The organism is Pseudomonas sp. Irchel 3E20, assembly GCF_900187645.1.
Lineage (GTDB): Bacteria > Pseudomonadota > Gammaproteobacteria > Pseudomonadales > Pseudomonadaceae > Aquipseudomonas.
Genome location: NZ_FYEE01000004.1, coordinates 75490 through 94205 on the forward strand (window position 1 = coordinate 75490; position 18716 = coordinate 94205).

Below are 18716 nucleotides of genomic sequence, written 5' to 3' on the forward strand. Positions count from 1 at the left end.
CCAGCGCCGTTCGCTGGCCCTGAAGGCAGCAGACAAGGAGTTTCACCATGCAGGCAACACTGGAACACATGACGATCTGGGGGCTTATCAGCGACGCCAGCCTGTTGGTCAAAGCCGTGATGCTCACCCTGTTGCTGGCCTCGGTGCTCAGTTGGTACCTGATAATCCAGCGCGGGCGCGTGCTGCAACGCCGCGAGCGGCAGATGAACGCTTTCGTCCAGCGTTTTCGCGCCAGCCCCGAACTGTTACCGCTGTACCGCGACAGCTTGGGCGCGGACGAAGGGCAGGGTGGCGTGGCGCCGATTTTTGTCGCCGGGATGCAGGAGTTCAACCACCTCAGCCACCAGGGCGGCAACGACGCCGAGGTGGTCAGCGAAGGCGTGGAACGGGCCTTGTACGTGGCCATCAGCGAGCAGGAATTGCAGCTGGAAAAGGGCCTGCAGTTCCTCGCCACCGTGGGCTCGGTGAGCCCCTATATCGGCCTGTTCGGCACGGTCTGGGGGATCATGAATTCATTCCTGGGGCTGTCCCAGGTGCAGCAGGCCACCCTGTCCACCGTGGCGCCGGGCATCGCCGAAGCGCTGATCGCCACTGCCATCGGCCTGTTCGCGGCGATCCCCGCCGTGATCGCCTACAACCGCTTCGCCGCCCGTGGCCAGACCCTGCTGACGCGCTACTACGCCTTCGCCAATGAGCTGCAAGTGCGCCTGCACCGCAAGCTGCATGGCGCGCCGTTGAACCTGGCCGCCGTGGCCTGAGGAGAATACCGATGCTAGTCAGGCCGCAACGCAAGCATGGGCCCAAGGCCGAAATGAACGTGGTGCCCTACATCGACGTGATGCTGGTGCTGCTGGTGATCTTCATGGTCACCGCGCCCATGCTCACCCAGGGCGTGAAGATCGAACTGCCCAAAGTGGCGAGCCAGGCCCTGGCCAACGACAACCCGCAGCAGATTCTCACCTTGTCGGTGCAGGCCGACGGCGGCTACTACTGGAACCTGGGCGGCGAACTCGACACCCAGAACCGTACCGACAGCGCCGTGGCCCTGGACGAGATGCGTGAGAAGGTCGCCGCTGTCGTCGCCGCACGGGCCGATACCCAGGTCTACATCCGCGCCGATCAAGACGCCGGTTACGGCCGAGTGGTGGCGGCCATGGCCGCGTTGCAGCAGGGCGGCGTGACCCACCTGGGCCTGGTCACCGAGGCCCCGCAATGACCAGCCTGGCCTTGTATGCCCCAACTTCGACCCTGGCCATGGCCGGCGACGGCCACCGCGCGTTCTGGAGCAACAGCCTGGCGGCGACCCTGGCCCTGGCGCTCCACGGCGCGGTGCTGGCGCTGCTGGTGTACGGCTGGGCGCCGGACACACCCGCGGCCGTGGAACCGACGCGGACCCTGGCCACCCAGTTGGTGATGTTGCCACCCGCAGCGCCGCCCGAGGTGGCCCCGGCCCCGCCGGCCGCAGTACTGCCGGCGCCAGCAGAGCCGGCCCCGGTGGCACCGGTCGCGCCCCAGGTCGATCCGCTGCTGCAGGCGCAAAAACTCGAACACGCCGCCCTGGCGCGCAAGCGGGTGGCCGAACAGAAACGCGAGCAACAGGCCCAGCAGCAACGGGCCCGCGATGCCGAGCAACAACGCCTGGCCCAACAGCGCGAAGCCCAGCAACAGCAAGCCCAGGCCGAACAGGCCCGGGCCGCCGCCGAGCGCAGCCGCCAGCAAGCCGCCCAAGCCCAGGCTGCCAGCGCCAGCCGTCAATATTTGCCGCTGAGCAAGGAGGCCCCGGACTACCCGCAACGGGCCTTGGACAAAAACCTCGAAGGCGACTGCTCGGTGGAATACACCGTCAACCCCCAGGGCCGGGTCGAAAACCCGCGGGTGCTGGAGGGTTGCCACCCGTTGTTCATCCGACCATCACTGGTGGCTGCGGCCACCTTCCGCTACCAGCCCCGGGTGATCGACGGACAAGCCGTGGCAGTGCCGGCGGTGCGCAACACCTTTCATTACCGCATCAAGTGAAAAGGCCCCAACACCACAACCCCTGTGGGAGCGGGCCGGCCCGCGATGGCGTACTTGAGCCTGCCATCGCTGGCAAGCCAGGCGTCTAGGGGATGTGGTGTGAAGGCTTAGTCCTGGTTCAGTCCTGGCAAAAGCGAATCCGATTGCCAAACGGGTCATGCACTTCCAAAACCCGCCCCCAACCCTGCTGAACAATCTGCGGGCGGCCATACCCATAGCGCTTGCCCAGTAGCTCATCGCGCAGCAGGTCGATGTTGTGCATGGGCACGAATATCGTCGAGCCCGGGCAAGCATCGCCGTGGTGTTCGGACAGGTGCAATTGCAGGCCATCGCGGTTGATGCCCAAGTACAGCGGCAGGCCTGCCTCGAAGCGGTGCTCGAATTCAACGCGAAAGCCGAGAAAATCCAGGTAGAACTCCCGCGCCTTGGCTTCGTCGAACATGCGCAGGATGGGAATGGCTTTATCGAACCGAATACCCTGTGTGGTGTTTTGCGTGGACAAAATCTTTCTCCTTAAGTCGAAACCTTGAGTGCTTGCCGCTCATGCCTTACTGGCGCCAACCCAACTGCGCCGAAATCCGCTGCGACGCATCCATCAACTGCTTCACATAGTCCTGCTTGAGTTCCTCGCGAAAGCGAAAGCAGGGGAATGATACGCTCATGCCGCCGATGACATGACCGAAGCGGTCGCGGATCGGCGCCGCGAGGCAGCGCATGTTGTCTTCGAACTCTTCGTGGTCTTCGGCATAGCCCTGTTCACGTACCCGCGCCAGCTCCTGGCGGTACGCCTCGATGCTGACCAGGGTATTTGCGGTGCGCCGCTCAAAGCTTTCCTCGTGCAGGTGGGCCAGTAACTCGCCTTCCTCCAGCCACGCCATCAGCACCTTGCCGATGCCGGTGCAGTACAGCGGTGCGCGGCGGCCAATGCGCGAGTACATGCGCAGGTTGTATTTGGAGTCGATCTTGTGCACGTAGACGATGCTGCCTTCGTCGAGGATGCCCAGGTGCACGGTTTCGCCGGTCAGTTCGTTGATGCGGCGCATGCCCGGTTCGGCTTCGCGCACGATGTCCAGGTGGGGCAGGGCCTGGGCGCCGAGCTCGAACAGGCGAACGCTGAGGCGGTAGCGGTCCTCGGCGTCCTGCACCACATAGCCGCGGGCCTTCAACGACTGGAGGAAGCGGTACACCGTGCTCTTGGACATGTCCAGTTGCTGCGCGATTTGCGAGACGCCGCTTTCTTCAGGGTGTTCGGCCAGGGCTTCGAGGACCGCCATGGTGCGGCCCACGGCCGAGACCAGTTCATTGTTCTGGGTGGTGCTGTTGTCCATGAAGGCTCCAACGGGAACGAAAACCCAAGGATATACGCTGGCGGATCAAAACGCTGTTTCATTTTTCTTGACGAGGGGCCGAATCTGATTAGACTCGGCCTCACGCAAGAAATGAAACGCCGTTTTAAAAAGCCAGAAAGTCCGGCAGCGTCCTGCCCTCTGGCTCATTCCAATAAGAAACCAAGGCGCGCAGTGATGACCGATACCCCCGGGCAATCCCCCCGTACCGCAACACCCGGCCCCGTGAAGGTGGCGTTGGTGGGCGAGTGCATGATCGAGATGCGCGGTGAAGCCGATGCCGTGTTCAGCCAGACCTTCGGCGGTGACACCCTCAACGCCGCCGTCTACCTCGCTCGCCTGACCTGCCGCGATGCCGTGGGTGTGCAGTACATCACCGCCCTCGGTGCCGATTCCTTCAGCGCCGCCATGCGCCAGTTGTGGCGTGACGAAGGGGTGGGCGAGGCTCATGTGCGGGTGATCGACGACGCATTGCCGGGGCTGTATTTCATCCAGACCGACGCCCAAGGCGAACGCCGCTTCCTTTACTGGCGCGGCGAAGCAGCGGCGCGGCGCACCTTTGATGGCCCCGAGGCGGACGCCGTGCTGGGCGCCCTGGCCGGCTACGACTACCTGTACCTGAGCGGCATCAGCCTGGCGATCCTCACCGTCAGCGGCCGCGAACGTCTGATGCAGGCCCTGGCCACGGCACGCCGGGGCGGTACGCGCATCGTCTTCGACAACAATTACCGCCCGCACCTGTGGCCCGACGCCGCCACCGCGCGCCAGGCCTACCAGCAAATGCTGGGCCTGACCGACATGGCCCTGGTCACCTGGGAAGACGACGCGCAGTTGTTCGGCTACGCCGATGCCGACACCTTGCTGCGGGCCTATGCCGAGTCGGGCGTGGGCGAAGTGGCCCTCAAGCGCGGCGCCGACAGTTGCCTGCTGCAATGCCCGGCCGGGCGCTTTGAAGTGCCCGCCGAACAGGTGCGGCAGATCGTCGACACCACCGCCGCCGGTGACTCCTTCAGCGCCGCTTACCTGGCCTGCCGCCTGCAAGGTGGCGCACCGCAAACGGCGGCGCGCTGGGGCCATCGCCTGGCGGCGCAAGTGGTGCAGCACCGCGGCGCGCTGATCCCGCGTGCCGCCATGCCTTCCTTTACTTGTGCCGCAGAGGTCTGAACCGATGAAAATCCTTGAAGCGCGCGTGATTGTGACCTGCCCGGGGCGCAACCTGGTGACCCTGAAGATCGTCACCGACCAGGGTATTTATGGCCTTGGCGACGCCACCTTGAATGGCCGCGAACTGGCGGTGGTGGCGTACCTTGAAGAACACGTGCTGCCGGCCCTGATTGGCCGCGATGCGCAGCGCATCGAAGACATCTGGCAGTACCTCTACCGCGGTGCCTACTGGCGCCGGGGGCCGGTGACCATGACCGCGATTGCCGCTGTGGACGTGGCGCTGTGGGACATCAAGGCCAAGGCCGCCAACATGCCGCTGTACCAATTGCTCGGCGGCAAGAGCCGCGAGCGGGTGATGGTCTACGGCCACGCCACCGGCAAGGACATCGACGGTTGCCTGGAGGAGGTGGCCCGCCATGTCGAGCAGGGCTACAAAGCCGTGCGCGTGCAGTGCGGCATCCCCGGCATCGTCACCACCTATGGCGTAGCCAAGCGCAGCGGCGAGCGTTATGAACCGGCCGACAGCGACCTGCCCGCCGAACACGTGTGGGACACCGCCAAGTACCTTAACCACGTGCCCAAGCTGTTCGCCGCCGTGCGCGAACATTTTGGCGATGACCTGCACATCCTCCACGACGTGCACCACCGCCTCACTCCCATCGAGGCCGGGCGCCTGGGCAAAGCGGTGGAACCCTACAACCTGTTCTGGCTGGAAGACTGCACCCCGGCCGAGAACCAGCAAGCATTCCGGCTGATCCGCCAGCACACCACCACGCCACTGGCGGTGGGCGAGGTGTTCAACTCGATCCATGACTGCCGCGAGCTGATCCAGGAACAACTGATCGACTACATTCGCGCCACCCTGGTGCACGCCGGGGGCATCACCCATGTGCGCCGCATCGCCGATTTCGCCGCGCTGTACCAGGTGCGTACCGGGTTCCATGGCGCTACTGACCTGTCGCCGGTGTGCATGGGCGCGGCGCTGCATTTCGACACCTGGGTGCCCAACTTCGGCATCCAGGAGCACATGCCCCACGACGCACGGATCGACGAAGTCTTCCCCCACGCCTACCGCTTTGACGACGGCCACTTCACCCCTGGCGAAACCCCGGGCCATGGCGTGGACATCGACGAAGACCTAGCCGCGCGCTACCCCTACAAACGCGCCAGCCTGCCGGTCAATCGCCTTGAAGACGGCACGCTCTGGCACTGGTAGGCGAGCTGTTGCACGACTGTTCAATAACTACAAGAAACGGGGCGTCACGTCCTGACAGGAGTTACCCGATGAAAGCTTTTCAAGTGCGAGCACCGTTTGAATTCGGCCTGGCCCAGGTGGACGCGCCGCAACTGGCGGCCGGCGAAGTCAAGGTGGACGTGGCGTACGCCGGCATCTGCGGCTCGGACATGCACATCATCCATGGCCAGAACGCTTTCGTGCGCTTCCCCCGGGTCACCGGCCACGAGTTCTCCGGCGTCGTGCGCCAGGTGGGCGAGGGCGTCAGCCACCTCAGTGTCGGCGATCGGGTGTGCATCGACCCGGTCATCAGTTGCGGCACCTGCTATCCGTGCCGCATTAACCGGCCCAACGTCTGCACCCACCTGCAAGTGATCGGCGTGCACCGCGACGGCGGTTTCAGCGAACAGGTCTGCGTGCCCGCCAGCAACGCTCATCGCCTGCCCGACGGCATGCCGCTGAGCCACGCGGCGCTGGTGGAACCCTATTCCATCGCCCTCAACGTGCTCGACCGCATGCAACCCCACCCTGGCGACAGCCTGCTGATCTACGGCGCCGGGGTCATCGGCCTGACCCTGGTGCAAATGGCCCGCGCCCTGGGGCTGACCGACATCACCGTCACCGACGTGCTCGACGCGCGGCTGGACACCGCCCGCGCCTTGGGCGCCAGCCGCACCCTCAACGGCAAGGAGGTGGACGTCGAGGCGAGCATGCAGGCCCTCACCGGCGGCGAAGGCGTGCCGCTGATTGTCGATGCCGCGTGCATCCCGGCGCTGATGCCGCAAATGGTGCGCCTGGCCTCGCCGGCCGGGCGTATCGGCTTGCTGGGCTTCAACGCGGTGCCCAGCGATCTGGTGCAACTGGAGATGATTAAAAAGGAACTGACCCTGGTGGGCTCACGCCTGAACAACCGCAAGTTCCCGCGGGTGATCGAACTGATCGCCAGCGGCCAGTTGCAGGTCCAGGCAATGATTAGCCACCGCGTGACCTTCGACGACATGCCGGGGGCCATCGAGCTGATCGAGAAACACCCCGAGCAGACCCGCAAGGTGCTGGTGCAACTGAGCGACGCTCACCCTTAAGCGCTACAAAAGCGCCGCGTGCCCCCACCGGGCACCCTCACCGAATACAACAAGAACGCGGGAGGTTTCAATGTTTGGTCAAGGTCGTACCTTAGTCATCGTCATGCTGTTTCTGGCAGGCGTCATCAATTACCTGGATCGCTCGGCACTGTCCGTGGCGGCCCCATTCATCCAGAAGGACTACGGTCTGACCACGGGTGAAATGGGCATGATCTTCAGCAGCTTCTTCGTTGGCTACGCGGCGTTCAACTTCATCGGTGGCTGGGCCGCCGACCGCTACGGCGCCAAGACCACGCTGCTGCTGGCCATGGTGCTGTGGTCGCTGTTCAGCGGCCTGACCGTGCTGACGGTGGGCTTCGCCTCGCTGGTGCTGATCCGCATCCTGTTCGGCATGGGCGAAGGCCCGCTGGCCGTGACCACCAGCAAAATGGTCAACAACTGGTACACCCCGCGCCAACGGGCGCGAGCCCTGGGTTCGTCGATGTCGGGCACGCCCCTGGGCGGCGCCATCTCCGGGCCGGTGGTGGGCTTTATCGCCATCAGCTACGGCTGGAAGGTGTCGTTCATCATCATTATGTTGGTGGGCCTGATCTGGGCGGCGGTCTGGTACAAGTTCGTCAAGGACAAGCCCACCGGCCAGGTGGCGCAAGAGATCCAGGACGCCGAAGGCCAGAGCGAAACCGCCAGCCTGGCCGTGCAGCCGCTGCGTTACTACCTCAAGCAGCCCACCGTGCTGTTCACCTCCCTGGCGTTCTTTTCCTATAACTACACACTGTTTTTCTTCCTGACCTGGTTCCCCAGCTACCTGACCATGGCCCATGGCCTGAACGTCAAGGACATGAGCATCGCCACCGTCATCCCCTGGTTGCTGGGCTTCCTCGGCCTGGCCCTGGGCGGGTTCATCTCCGACTTCGTGTTCAAGAAGACCGGGCGCATGATGTTCTCGCGCAAAGTGGTGCTGGTGAGTTGCCTGCTGGCCTGCGCCGCCTGCATCGGTGTCGCCGGGCTGGTGACCACCCTCTACCCAGCGGTGATTCTGGTCGCCCTGGCGGTGTTCTTCCTGTACCTGACCGGCGCGATCTACTGGGCGATCATCCAGGACACCGTGCCGGCGGCGCGGGTGGGCGGGGTCAGTGGCTTCATGCACTTTCTGGCCAACACCTCGGGCATCATCGGCCCGACCCTGACCGGGTTTCTGGTGCAGTTCACCGGCTCGTTCACCAGTGCCTTCCTGCTGGCCGGGCTGCTCACCGTAATCGGCGCAGTGTGTGTGGCACGCTATGTCAAACCCCTGGCGCCCAGCGACGCGAACACCGCAGCGCACGCCAGCCTCAAGCCCCGCACGGCCTGAGCCGTCGTGAGCAAAAGGAGAGACGCCATGCCAGTCGTGCCTGCGGCCACGCCGGCCCCCGCCATCGGCATCGTGCACCTGGGCCTGGGGGCGTTCCACCGCGCCCATCAGGCGGTGTACCTGCAACGCCACCACAACCGCCACGGCCAGGGCGGCTGGGGCCTGTGCAGCGCCAACCTGCGCAGCAACAGCGCCTTGGTCGAGCAACTGCGCGATCAGGCCTGTACCTACCATGTGGCCGAGTACCGCGACCGCGAACAGGCGACGCTGCGCCAGATCAATGTGCTGCGCGAAGCCCTGTACGTGGGCGAGGGCGGCCAGGACCTGGAGCGCCTGCTGCAACGCATGGCCGCGCCCGCCACCTGCATCGTCACTCTGACCGTCACCGAAAAGGGCTACTGCCTGAGCCCGGCCAACGGCCAGTTGCGCCTCGACGATCCGGTCATCGCCCATGACCTGGCCCACCCCCAGGCGCCGCGCAGCGCCCCGGGCATCGTCCTCGAAGCCTTGCGCCGGCGCCGCGCGGCGGGCACCCCGGCTTTTACGGTGCTGTGTTGCGACAACATGCCCGACAACGGCCAGCGCACCCGCGCCGCCGTCAGCGGCTTGGCCAGGGCTCAGGACGCGGACCTGGCGCAGTGGATCGACACCCAAGTGGCGTTCCCCAGCAGCATGGTCGACCGCATCGTCCCGGCCATGGACGCCGATGCCTTCACGCACCTGGAACAGCAACTGGGCTGCGCCGACCGCGCCGCCGTGGTGTGCGAAAGCTTCAGCCAATGGGTGATCGAGGACCACTTCCCCCTCGGCCGCCCAGGTTGGGAGGCCGAAGGCGTGCAGATGGTCGCGGATGTACAGCCCTTCGAGACCATGAAACTGCGCATGCTCAACGGCAGCCATTCCCTGCTGGCCTATGTCGGTCTGCTGGCGGGCCACCGCACCGTGTGCGAGGCCATTGCCGACCCGGCGCTGGCCCGTTTCATCCGCCGCTACCTGCTGGACGAAGCGGCGCCCACCCTGGCCGTGTCCGCGGGTATCGACCTGCCCACCTACGCCAACCAGTTGCTGGCGCGGTTTGCCAATGACAGCCTGCAACACCCCTTGCGCCAGATCGCCATGGACGGTTCGCAAAAACTGCCCCAGCGCTGGCTGCACGGCGCGCAGCACCTGCTGGAGCAGGGCCGCGGCATTGCCTGCACGGCCTTGGGCGTGGCGGCGTGGATCCGTTGCTGTACCCAGGCCCTGCCCGGCGCCGCCGCGCCCCTTGCCAACGACCCGTTGCACGCCACCTACGCCGACCTCGCCGCACGCTGGCAGGGCGCGGCGCTGGTGGACGCCTTTCTCGACCTGCGGGATGTATTCGCGCTGGAACTGGCCGAGCGCCCCGCGTTGCGCGACGCCGTACAACAGGCCTACGCCGCCCTGGCGCGCGATGGCCTGCCCCAACTCTTGAACGCTCACGCCTGACAACAAAAAGGAACATCACATGGAACAGACTTGGCGCTGGTTTGGCCCCCAAGACCCGATCTCCCTGGCCGATGTGCGCCAGACCGGAGCCACCGGGATCGTCACCGCCCTGCATGAAATTCCCAACGGCCAGGTGTGGCCGGTGGACGCCATTGCGGCGCGCAAACAGATGATCGAAGCCGCCGGCCTGACCTGGTCGGTGGTCGAGAGCATCCCCGTGCACGAGGACATCAAACGCGGCTGCGGGCGGCGCGACGAATACATCGCCAACTATCAGCAGAGCGTGCGCAACCTGGCCGCCTGCGGCATCGATATCGTCTGCTACAACTTCATGCCGATCCTGGACTGGACCCGCACCGACCTGGCTTTCGAGCTGGAAGACGGCGGCTGGGCCCTGCGTTTTGACCAGACGGCGTTCGCCGCGTTCGACCTGTTCATCCTCAAGCGCCCCGGCGCCGGGGCCGAGTACAGCGGCGAAGATATTGCCCAAGCGCAGGCCTACTTCGCGCAACTGAGCGAGGAGGGCCGCCAAACCCTGGTCAACACCTTGATCGCCGGCCTGCCGGGCGCCGAGGAGCACTACAGCCTCGAAGATTTTCGCGCCTTGCTGGCCACCTACGCCCAGATCGACGAAAGCACATTGCGCGAGCACCTGGGGCACTTCCTGCGCCAAGTGATCCCGGTGGCCGAGGAGGTGGGCGTGCGCATGGCCATCCACCCGGACGACCCGCCGCGGGCGCTGCTGGGCCTGCCGCGCATTCTTTCCACCGCCGCCGACGCGCAGTGGCTGCTGGACGTTGCGCCGAGCCCGGCCAATGGCCTGACGTTCTGCACCGGCTCCTACGGCGTGCGCGCCGACAACGACCTGGTTGCCATGGCCAAGCAGTTCGCACCGCGCATCTACTTCACCCACCTGCGCTCCACCCGCCGCGAAGCGGACCCGCGCAGCTTCCACGAAGCCCACCACTTGGGCGGCGACGTGGACATGGTCGGCGTGATAAGCGCCCTGGTGGCCGAAGAACGCCGCCGCGAACGCGAAGGCGGCCCGCGCTTGCCCCTGCGCCCGGACCACGGCCATCAACTGCTCGACGACCAACACCGCCACAGCAACCCCGGCTACTCCCTGATCGGCCGCCTCAAAGGCCTGGCGGAAATCCGCGGGGTCGAACTGGCGGTGCGCGCGGCGCACTGACTACAGGGACAACACTGCCGCTCCCACAAGAAAACACTGCCACTGCACTGTGGGAGCGGGCCTGCCCGCGATGAGGTCAGTACAGGCGCTGCACTTTGGGCGGTTGGAACGCAGCCATCGCGAGCAGGCTCGCTCCCACAATGGAACATGAATGCCCGCCACAAACCCCACTCCCACCCCACTTGAACTGTGGGAGCGGGCCCGCCCGCAATGAGGCCAGTACCGGCGCTGCACTTTGGGCGGTTGGAACGCAGCCATCGCGAGCAGGCTCGCTCCCACAATGGAACATGAATGCCCGCCACAAACCCCACTCCCACCCCACTTGAACTGTGGGAGCGGGCCTGCCCGCGATGAGGTCAGTACAGGCGCTGCATCTCTACCAGCCCCACCCCCGCTATCGCGGGCAAGCGCAGCGCCGCCCGGCCCCCATAAAGGGTGGGTGTCTGATGCCCGCTCAGCCATTTTCTTGACGTCAATCTTCCTAAAAAATGCCTCCGGTCAAGGGCTTGATTGATCGTTCAATTAAAATGACGCGGCATATTCGCGTACATGAATCGATCCGGGGGGCTAGAGTGCAAGCAAGGCGTTGGGGTACATCCGTTTTCAAATGCGCCGCCCGCCGGCCGGGTTTCACCAAGGAGCATTTGAAATGGCCACATTAAGCACTGCGCAACGCATCATGCTGGGTTTTGCCATGGCGCCGCTGGCCATGTCGGGCATTGCCCTCTACGCCTTGAACGACCTGGCGACGCTCAAGGAGCAGGCCGTGGTGATCGTGAAGCAGGATTGGCCGAAAATCGAGCCGCTGATGCTGATCGCCACCGGGGTGCGGGACAACGGCAAGAGCACCCGCGATTTGCTCATTGGCGCAGACAACGGCCAAGTGCAGCAACGCATCGACACCACCAAGCAGCGCATCACCCAGGCCCTGGCCACTTTGGAGCCGCTGTTCTACCTGCCTGAAGGCCAGGCCGCGTTCGCCGAACTCAAGCGCCACCGCGAGGCCTATGTAGCGGCGTTCACCCAGGTGCAGGCGTCGATTCGCCAGGGCGACAAAGCCGCTGCCATGGCCCAGTTGCAGCAGCAGGTGATGCCCGCAGAGCAGCAGGTGTACCAGAGCCTGGATGCGCTGATGGCCCTGCAGGAGCGGATTTTCGTCGAGCGCGAACAGGTCGCCCAGAGCCTCTACAACAGTGCGCGGCTGAACATGCTGGGCCTGTTCGTGCTGTGCCTGGCGGCGGTGATCGGTGTCGCCACACTGGTGATCCGCAGCGTCACTCGGCCGTTGGGCGGTGAACCGGACCAAGCGGCACGGGTGCTGAACCAGATCGCCGAAGGCGACCTGACCATCGCCGTGCCCGTGGCCGGCAGCGCGCCAGGCAGTGTGATGCGCAACATGCAGCACATGCAGGACAACCTCAACACCATGGTCAAGCAGATTGCCGCCTGCGTGGACAGCGTCGCCAGTTCTTCCGAGGAACTGAGCACCGTCAGCGGCCAGACCACCGCCAACCTGCAACTGCAAGGTCAAGAGATCGAGCAGGCAGCCACGGCGGTCAACGAAATGACGGCAGCAGTGGACGAGGTGGCGCGCAACGCGGTGAGCACCAGTGAAGCTTCGCGCCTGTCGGAGCAGACCGCCCAACGCGGCCGCGCCCAGGTCGGGGAAACCGTGGCTTCCATCAGCGCCCTGGCTGATGGCGTGGTCGAAACCTCGGCACGCATCCAGCAACTGGCCGCGCGGGTGCAGGACATCAGCACCGTGCTGGAAGTGATCCGCAGCATCGCCGAGCAGACCAACCTGTTGGCCCTTAACGCCGCCATCGAAGCGGCCCGCGCCGGGGACGCCGGCCGTGGCTTCGCGGTGGTGGCCGATGAAGTGCGGGCCTTGGCCCATCGCACCCAGGTGTCCACCGCGGAAATCGAGCAGATGATCGGCAATATCCGCCTCGACACCGGCCACGCCGTGACCGCGATGCACGACAGCAGCCAACTGGTCCAGGCCACCTTGCAGATCGCCCGTCGCTCCGGCGAGGCGCTGGAGGAGATCACCCAGTCCATCTCGCAGATCAACGAGCGCAACCTGATGATTGCCAGCGCCACCGAAGAACAGGCCCTGGTGGCCCGCGAGGTGGACCGCAACCTGATGGGCATCCGCAGCCTGTCCGAGCAGGTATTGCTGGGTGCCCGTCACACCCAGGTGGCGGGGGATGAACTGGCGCAAATGGCCGGCGAACTGAACCAGACCGTCGCCCGCTTCAAGGTCTAGCCGTCGAATCCGCTTGCCGCTTCTCACTTGTCGCTTGGCGCTCCAAAACCAAATAGGTCAGGGTCGCCAGCGCCAGCGGCAGCAGGTAATACAGGGCGCGGTAGGCGATCAGCGCGGCGATGATGGCGCCCGTTTTCACCTCGCCGCGCAGCAGGGCGACGAACACCATTTCCAGCACCCCAAGGCCCGCCGGGATGTGGGTAATCAGCCCGGCCACGCTGCTTATCATCAGGGTCGCCAACACATGGGGGTAGGCCACGCCGGCCGGCAACAGCGTGTAGATCAGCAAGGCCATCAGCGCCCAGTTGCTGGCCCCCAACACCCCTTGCAGCAGGGCCAGGCGCCAGCTCGGTAAGGTCAGTTCCTGGCTGCGCCAGCGCCACGCGCGCCGCGTGGCGAAACGGCAGGCCATTAGGTACGCCAGGCCCAGCAGCAACAGCGCTACGCCTATCACCCGCAGCAGGGTGCTGCTCACCCCCCAACTGGCGGGTAAGCGCGGCAGGCCCAGGCAAAACAGCACCCCGGCCAGCAGCAGGTAGCCAAACCAGTTGGTTATCAGGCTCAAGGTCAGTACCCGGGTGATATCGGCGGTCTTCAGGCCCTGGCGCGAGTACAGCCGATAACGCAGGGCAATGGCACCGACCCAGGAACTCAGGTTGAGGTTGAACGCGTTGCAGACAAAGGCAATCGGGTACACCCGGCGCACCGGCAAGCCATGGCCCACGTGGTAGCGGCCCAGCACATCGAAACTGCTGAACACGGCGTAGCCCAAGGCACTGAGGCCCAGCCCCAGGAGCAGGGTGGCGGGGCGGTACTGCATCAGGGCCTGGCGCACCTGTTGCCAGTCCAGGGTTTTGATGAGCATGAACATCAGCCCGCACACCGCCACGAACAGGCCTAAGGTCAGGGCCCGGCGCACCCGGCGCCAGCGCTGGGGGCTCATGCTGAGGTGCGGTCCGCGCCGCGTCGGGCCCGTGGCCGGGCGAACAGGGATTTGAGCCGGGGCGAATGGGCCGGCAACCAGCCCACGAAGCGCGGGAAGTGGCGCAAAAAGTGAAAGCCGAGAAAGATCAGCGGCGCCCGCCACCAATAGCCCCGGCGCGACAGCTTGCGGCTGACGGCGGTGCACTGCTCCTGGGCCAGTTCCTGCAAATGCGCGTAGAGGTGCTGGTTGAACGCGCCATCGCGGATCAGCACGTTGGCTTCCAAGTTCAGCGACAGGCTCAGCGGGTCGAGGTTGCTTGAACCCACAGTGGCCCATTGTTCGTCCACCAGGGCTACTTTGCCGTGCAACGGGCGCTGGCAGTATTCGTGGATCTGCACGCCTTCACGCAGCAGGTAGTCGTAGAGCAGGCGCGACAGCAGGCTGACCAGGGGCATGTCCGGCAGGCCCTGGAGGATCAGTTGCACCCGTACCCCGCGCCGGGCGGCGTTGCGCAATTCCCGCAACAAGCGATAGCCCGGGAAGAAGTAGGCATTAGCGATCACCAGCCGTCGCTGGGCGCTGCGAATGGCTTGCAGGTATTGCACCTCGATGGCGGTGCGCGCCCGTTCGTTATCGCGCAGCACCAGGCGCGCCGAAACGCCATCGGCTTGTGCCGGGGGCTCAGGGGCCGTAGCCCCGGCCTGTTGCAGCAGGGCCAGGCTGGCCTGGCGGATGTCGGCCACTACCGGGCCCTGGAGCTTGACCGCGTAATCCTGCTTGGCCATGCCGCCGCGTTCGGCGAGGTGGTCTTCGCCGTAATTGATGCCGCCGACAAAGGCCACTTGCCCGTCGACGACCACAATCTTGCGGTGCATGCGGCGGAACAGGTTGGTACGCATCCCCAGCAGGCGCGGGCGCGGGTCATACAAGTGCACCGTGACCCCGGCCTCGTTGAGGCGCGCCACGTAGTCGCGGCTCAGGTCGGTGCCGAAGCCGTCGACAATGATCTGCACCCGCACGCCACGCCGGGCCGCTGCCATCAGGGCGTGCTGCAACTGCTGGCCGACCTCGTCCTCGAAAATGATGAAGGTTTCCAGCAGCACCTCCGTGCGGGCCTGGCCGATGCTCTCGAACAGGCTGGGGAAATACGCCTCGCCATTGATAAGCAGGTGCACACGGTTGCCGTCGCGCCAGGGATAGCTCACAGGATCACCTCCACACTCAGCGGCAGATGGTCGGACAAATGCGACCACGGGCGTCGGCCCAGCACCCGTGGATCATGCAGTTGCAGGTGGCGCACATAGATGCGGTCCAGGCGCAGCAGCGGCCAGCGCGCCGGGAAGCTGCGGGCCGCAACGCCATGGGCCTGGACGAACGCTTCGCGCAGGCCACAGCGGCCCAGCACGGCGTCGGCCCGTTGGCGCCAGTCATTGAAGTCGCCGGCGACGATCACCGGTTCATTGGCCGGCAGGCTGTCGAGCAACGCGCACAACAGGTGCAGTTGCGCGGTGCGCTGGGTTTCGCTCAGGCCCAGGTGCACGCACACCGCGTGCAGCGGCCGGCCCACGTCCAGCAGCGCATGCAGCAGGCCGCGTTCTTCGCCGCCGGCACTGGAGATGTTCAGGTTGCGATGGCTGCGAATCGGGTATTTGGACAGCAGCGCATTGCCATGGTGGCCCGCCGGGTACACCGCGTTGCGCCCGTAGGCGAACTGCGGCCACACGGTGTCGGCGAGGAACTCGTACTGCGGCGTGCTCGGCCACTCGGGGTGGCGCCCGGCCCACTGGCGGTGCTCGCCGAGCACTTCCTGGAGGAACACCAGGTCCGCCGACACCTCGCGCACTGCGTCACGCAATTGCGGCAGCACGAAGCGCCGGTTGAACTGGCCAAACCCCTTATGGGTGTTGACCGTGAGGATACGCAGGCGCCCGGGCGCGGCCACGGCGTTCATCGCAGGCCCTTGCGGTTCATGGCTGCGTCACCGGGCGAATGTACTCAGGGTTGAGCACGTTGAACCAGAACAGGATCATCCCCACCAGAATGGTCACCAGCACCAACAGGCCCAGGCCCCACACTGAGGCAGCGTAGGGCAAGCCTCGGTCCTGATTGAGCCGCATGAACTTGGGCAAACCGACGAACAGCAGGTAAGTGGCATAGACGCTGGACACCAGCAACGCCGCCACTGCCAGCCAACGGCTGGGGTACAGGCCGCTGATGCCTGCGAGGAAGTAGGGCGTGGCGGTGTAGGCGGCAAAACCGATGCACTGGTTCAGGCTGGGGCGCGCCTCGAAGGCGCGCGACATCCAGCGGATGAAAGCGCCCATCAGCAAGGTCCCCACCAGGGTCGCCAAGTACAGCAGCACCGCCAGTTGCAAGGCGCTGCGCACGCTGACCCGCACGGTTTCGTCTTCGGCCAGGCTCCAGCCGACAAAGGCGATCCCCACGAACAGGCACGCTGCTGGCAGCAGCGCCCAGAGCAGCAGGTGCAGAAGGTAATGGCGCGGATGCTGTTCTTCTTCGGTACGGATTTGTGTCCAGGCTTGTTCGGGTTCGCTAAAGAGTCGAATTACGTGGGGTTTCATGGCTGCCTCCGCGTGTCGATGCCCATCAGGGCCTTAAGCCTATGGAGGGAGGCCGTTGGCAAGGGTTCAAGTTTTTTGCGCCAGCGGTGCGCCATTGATCGGCCTTGGCGAACCAACCGCGGCGCCGGGCGGTCGGCTGCTTTACTTGCCCCTGCAATGGAGTCATGCCCATGCCCCCGCATTCACCGCACAAACGGGTGGTGGCCTATAACGTCAACCCTGCCGCCGCCGAGCACGAAGTGCAAACCAACCTGGCCCAGGCCCGGTGGCTGGCCGAGATTCTCGGTTGGCCTTTCGACGGGCCCTGGCAACCGGCCGCGCAAGGGCACCCGGGCCTGTATTTCGTGCCCACTCAGACCCTCGTCGGCCCCCAGCGCGAACAACTGGCCATCGATGGCGCCGAGGACCTGCTGGGCGGTTATGTGCAGCACGGCTTCATTGCCACCAAGGCGATTTCCCACCCGTTGATAAGTGAAGGCACAGGCGTGCCGGCAGGCTGGAACCCGCAGTTTGCCGAGCGGGTGCGCGACGTGGTGCTGCCCGGGGTGACGGTGTTTGACCTGGGCGACGCCCGCCGCGCCGCCGCCGAGGGCCTGGCTCGGGGTCTGCTGCGGGTCAAATTGGTCGAGGCCTGTGGCGGCGAGGGCCAGGCGCTGCTGCGCAATGGCCAGGACCTGAAGCAATGGTTAGCGGGGCTGAGCCCTGCCATCTGCGCCGCCGGTATCGTGCTTGAAGAGAACCTGGAGCAAGCGATCACCCACAGTGTCGGCCAGACCCTGGTGGACGGCCTGCTGATGACCTATTTCGGCGAGCAGTTCCAAACCCGCAACGGCCGCGGCGAGTGCGTCTACGCCGGTTCCAGACTGACTGTGGTGCGCGGCGACTACGTCGATCTGCTGGCTCGCGACCTGGCCGCCGACGTGCGCCGCGCCGTGGAATACGCCCGCACTTACGACACTGCCGCGGCTTTGAGCTTCCCTGGGTTTTTCGCCTCGCGGCGCAACTATGACGTGGTCCAGGGCATCGGCGCCGATGGCCAGCAGAAGGTCGGCGTACTCGAGCAATCCTGGCGCGTTGGCGGTGCCACGGGCGCGGAACTGGCGGCATTGCAGGCCTTTGTCGAGCAGCCAACGCGCAATACCCTGTGCGCCAGCACCCATGAAGTCCACACCGAACAGGACGCCCCCGCACAGGCTCGGGTGCTGTTCCGGGGCCGTGACACCCGTGGCGGCTTTCTTCTCAAATACGCCGAGGTGGATGCCGATGACCGCCAATAGTGAACCGGCCCGCATCCGGGTGGAGCAAGACACCATCGCCGGCACGTTTCTGAGCCCCAAGGCCAAGGTGCCGGGGGTGTTGTTCGTCCACGGCTGGGGCGGTAGCCAGGAGCGTGACCTGAACCGCGCCCGAGGTATCGCCGGCCTGGGCTGCGTATGCCTGACCTTCGATTTGCGCGGCCACGGCGCCTTCAACGACCGCCAGGCCAGCGTCACCCGCGAAGACAACCTGCGCGACCTGCTGGCCGCCTACGATCATTTGCTCTCGCACCCGGCCATCGACACCTCGGCCGTGGCGGTGGTGGGCACCAGCTATGGCGGCTACCTGGCCACGCTCCTGAGCCAGATGCGCAAGGTGCGCTGGTTGGCGTTGCGGGTGCCGGCCATTTACCGCGACGAGGATTGGCACCTGGCCAAGCGCGAACTCAACCGCGAGGATTTGATGCAGTACCGCGCCAGCCACATCGACGCCACCGGCAACCGCGCCTTGCGGGCCTGCGCAGCGTTTCGCGGGGATGTACTGATCGTAGAATCGGAGCACGACGAACACGTGCCCCACGCCACGATCATGAGTTACCGCGCCGCCTTCCAGCAGACCCACTCCCTGACCCACCGCATCATCGACGACGCCGACCACAGCCTCACCAGCGAAGTCGCCCAAGAGGCCTACACCTCGATGCTGGTGGACTGGGTGACGGAGATGGTCGTGGGCGAACGGCTGAGCATCAACCCCGCGCCGTGAGCCGAGCTGGCTGATGCGGCACAACCCCCCAGTGGAGCTTGGCCGCTGGCGATTTCAAGACCGCCATCG

At 65.5% G+C, this 18716-nt stretch carries 17 protein-coding genes and 1 pseudogene; 12 read left to right on the forward strand and 6 right to left on the reverse strand.

Annotation, left to right across the window (positions count from 1 at the left end; all coding sequences use genetic code 11):
• Positions 1-47 precede the first annotated feature (47 nt).
• The 3 genes from tolQ to CKW13_RS09095 are packed head-to-tail and all read left to right on the forward strand — an operon-like array spanning position 48 to position 2016.
• Complete coding sequence (gene tolQ / locus CKW13_RS09085; RefSeq protein WP_095108259.1) at positions 48-758, forward strand: protein TolQ; 711 nt, start codon at positions 48-50, stop codon at positions 756-758.
• Positions 759-769: 11 nt separating this feature from the next.
• On the forward strand, positions 770-1216 hold the full coding sequence (gene tolR / locus CKW13_RS09090; RefSeq protein ID WP_095108260.1) for a protein TolR: 447 nt from the start codon (positions 770-772) through the stop codon (positions 1214-1216).
• Positions 1213-2016, forward strand: a complete 804-nt coding sequence (locus tag CKW13_RS09095) for an energy transducer TonB (protein ID WP_095108261.1) — start codon at positions 1213-1215, stop codon at positions 2014-2016. The genes tolR and CKW13_RS09095 overlap by 4 nt, the downstream gene beginning before the upstream one ends.
• A 118-nt stretch (positions 2017-2134) precedes the next feature.
• Here the strand turns inward: CKW13_RS09095 and CKW13_RS09100 are convergent.
• A pseudogene (locus CKW13_RS09100) lies at positions 2135-2494 on the reverse strand (glyoxalase superfamily protein); the annotation flags it as partial.
• A gap of 70 nt (positions 2495-2564) precedes the next feature.
• Entirely contained in the window at positions 2565-3344 is a 780-nt protein-coding gene (gene kdgR, locus CKW13_RS09105; RefSeq protein WP_095108262.1) for a DNA-binding transcriptional regulator KdgR, read from the reverse strand.
• 195 nt (positions 3345-3539) lie between these two features.
• Here kdgR and CKW13_RS09110 point away from each other — a divergent pair, with 195 nt between their 5' ends.
• The 7 genes from CKW13_RS09110 to CKW13_RS09140 all read left to right on the forward strand — a co-directional run bounded on the left by CKW13_RS09110 (position 3540) and on the right by CKW13_RS09140 (position 13121).
• Positions 3540-4526 carry a sugar kinase gene (locus CKW13_RS09110; protein ID WP_095108263.1) on the forward strand — a complete coding sequence of 329 codons (987 nt, stop codon included), beginning with the start codon at positions 3540-3542 and terminating at the stop codon, positions 4524-4526.
• A gap of 4 nt (positions 4527-4530) precedes the next feature.
• On the forward strand, positions 4531-5742 hold the full coding sequence (manD, locus tag CKW13_RS09115) for a D-mannonate dehydratase ManD (protein ID WP_095108264.1): 1212 nt from the start codon (positions 4531-4533) through the stop codon (positions 5740-5742).
• 68 nt (positions 5743-5810) lie between these two features.
• Positions 5811-6842, forward strand: a complete 1032-nt coding sequence (locus tag CKW13_RS09120) for a Zn-dependent oxidoreductase (RefSeq protein ID WP_095108265.1) — start codon at positions 5811-5813, stop codon at positions 6840-6842.
• Positions 6843-6912: 70 nt separating this feature from the next.
• The gene (locus tag CKW13_RS09125; protein WP_095108266.1) at positions 6913-8193 is read left to right on the forward strand and encodes an MFS transporter; all 1281 of its coding nucleotides are present in this window, start codon (positions 6913-6915) and stop codon (positions 8191-8193) included.
• Positions 8194-8220: 27 nt separating this feature from the next.
• Positions 8221-9660, forward strand: a complete 1440-nt coding sequence (locus CKW13_RS09130; RefSeq protein ID WP_095108267.1) for a mannitol dehydrogenase family protein — start codon at positions 8221-8223, stop codon at positions 9658-9660.
• A 19-nt stretch (positions 9661-9679) separates the two neighbouring features.
• The gene (uxuA, locus tag CKW13_RS09135) at positions 9680-10852 is read left to right on the forward strand and encodes a mannonate dehydratase (RefSeq protein ID WP_095108268.1); all 1173 of its coding nucleotides are present in this window, start codon (positions 9680-9682) and stop codon (positions 10850-10852) included.
• 649 nt (positions 10853-11501) lie between these two features.
• Positions 11502-13121, forward strand: coding sequence for a methyl-accepting chemotaxis protein (locus CKW13_RS09140; protein ID WP_095108269.1), 1620 nt, complete (start codon positions 11502-11504; stop codon positions 13119-13121).
• On the opposite strand, the gene CKW13_RS09145 is transcribed toward CKW13_RS09140, so the two are convergent.
• From CKW13_RS09145 to CKW13_RS09160, 4 genes are read right to left on the reverse strand one after another with little or no spacing between them, the layout of a single operon-like run.
• A complete protein-coding gene (locus tag CKW13_RS09145; protein ID WP_095108270.1) occupies positions 13111-14064 on the reverse strand; it encodes a lysylphosphatidylglycerol synthase domain-containing protein in 954 nt (317 codons plus the stop codon). The genes CKW13_RS09140 and CKW13_RS09145 overlap by 11 nt on opposite strands.
• Positions 14061-15251, reverse strand: coding sequence for a cardiolipin synthase ClsB (clsB, locus tag CKW13_RS09150; protein WP_095108271.1), 1191 nt, complete (start codon positions 15249-15251; stop codon positions 14061-14063). The genes CKW13_RS09145 and clsB overlap by 4 nt, the downstream gene beginning before the upstream one ends.
• Entirely contained in the window at positions 15248-15997 is a 750-nt protein-coding gene (locus CKW13_RS09155; RefSeq protein ID WP_256576546.1) for an endonuclease/exonuclease/phosphatase family protein, read from the reverse strand. Before CKW13_RS09155 ends, clsB begins: the two co-directional genes overlap by 4 nt.
• Positions 15998-16013: 16 nt before the next feature.
• The gene (locus tag CKW13_RS09160) at positions 16014-16628 is read right to left on the reverse strand and encodes a Yip1 family protein (RefSeq protein WP_095108272.1); all 615 of its coding nucleotides are present in this window, start codon (positions 16626-16628) and stop codon (positions 16014-16016) included.
• A 170-nt stretch (positions 16629-16798) separates the two neighbouring features.
• Here CKW13_RS09160 and CKW13_RS09165 point away from each other — a divergent pair, with 170 nt between their 5' ends.
• Both CKW13_RS09165 and CKW13_RS09170 read left to right on the forward strand, forming a co-directional pair.
• On the forward strand, positions 16799-17905 hold the full coding sequence (locus CKW13_RS09165) for a DUF3182 family protein (RefSeq protein WP_095108273.1): 1107 nt from the start codon (positions 16799-16801) through the stop codon (positions 17903-17905).
• Positions 17892-18647 carry a S9 family peptidase gene (locus CKW13_RS09170; RefSeq protein ID WP_095108274.1) on the forward strand — a complete coding sequence of 252 codons (756 nt, stop codon included), beginning with the start codon at positions 17892-17894 and terminating at the stop codon, positions 18645-18647. The genes CKW13_RS09165 and CKW13_RS09170 overlap by 14 nt, the downstream gene beginning before the upstream one ends.
• The last annotated feature ends 69 nt before the right edge of the window (positions 18648-18716 follow it).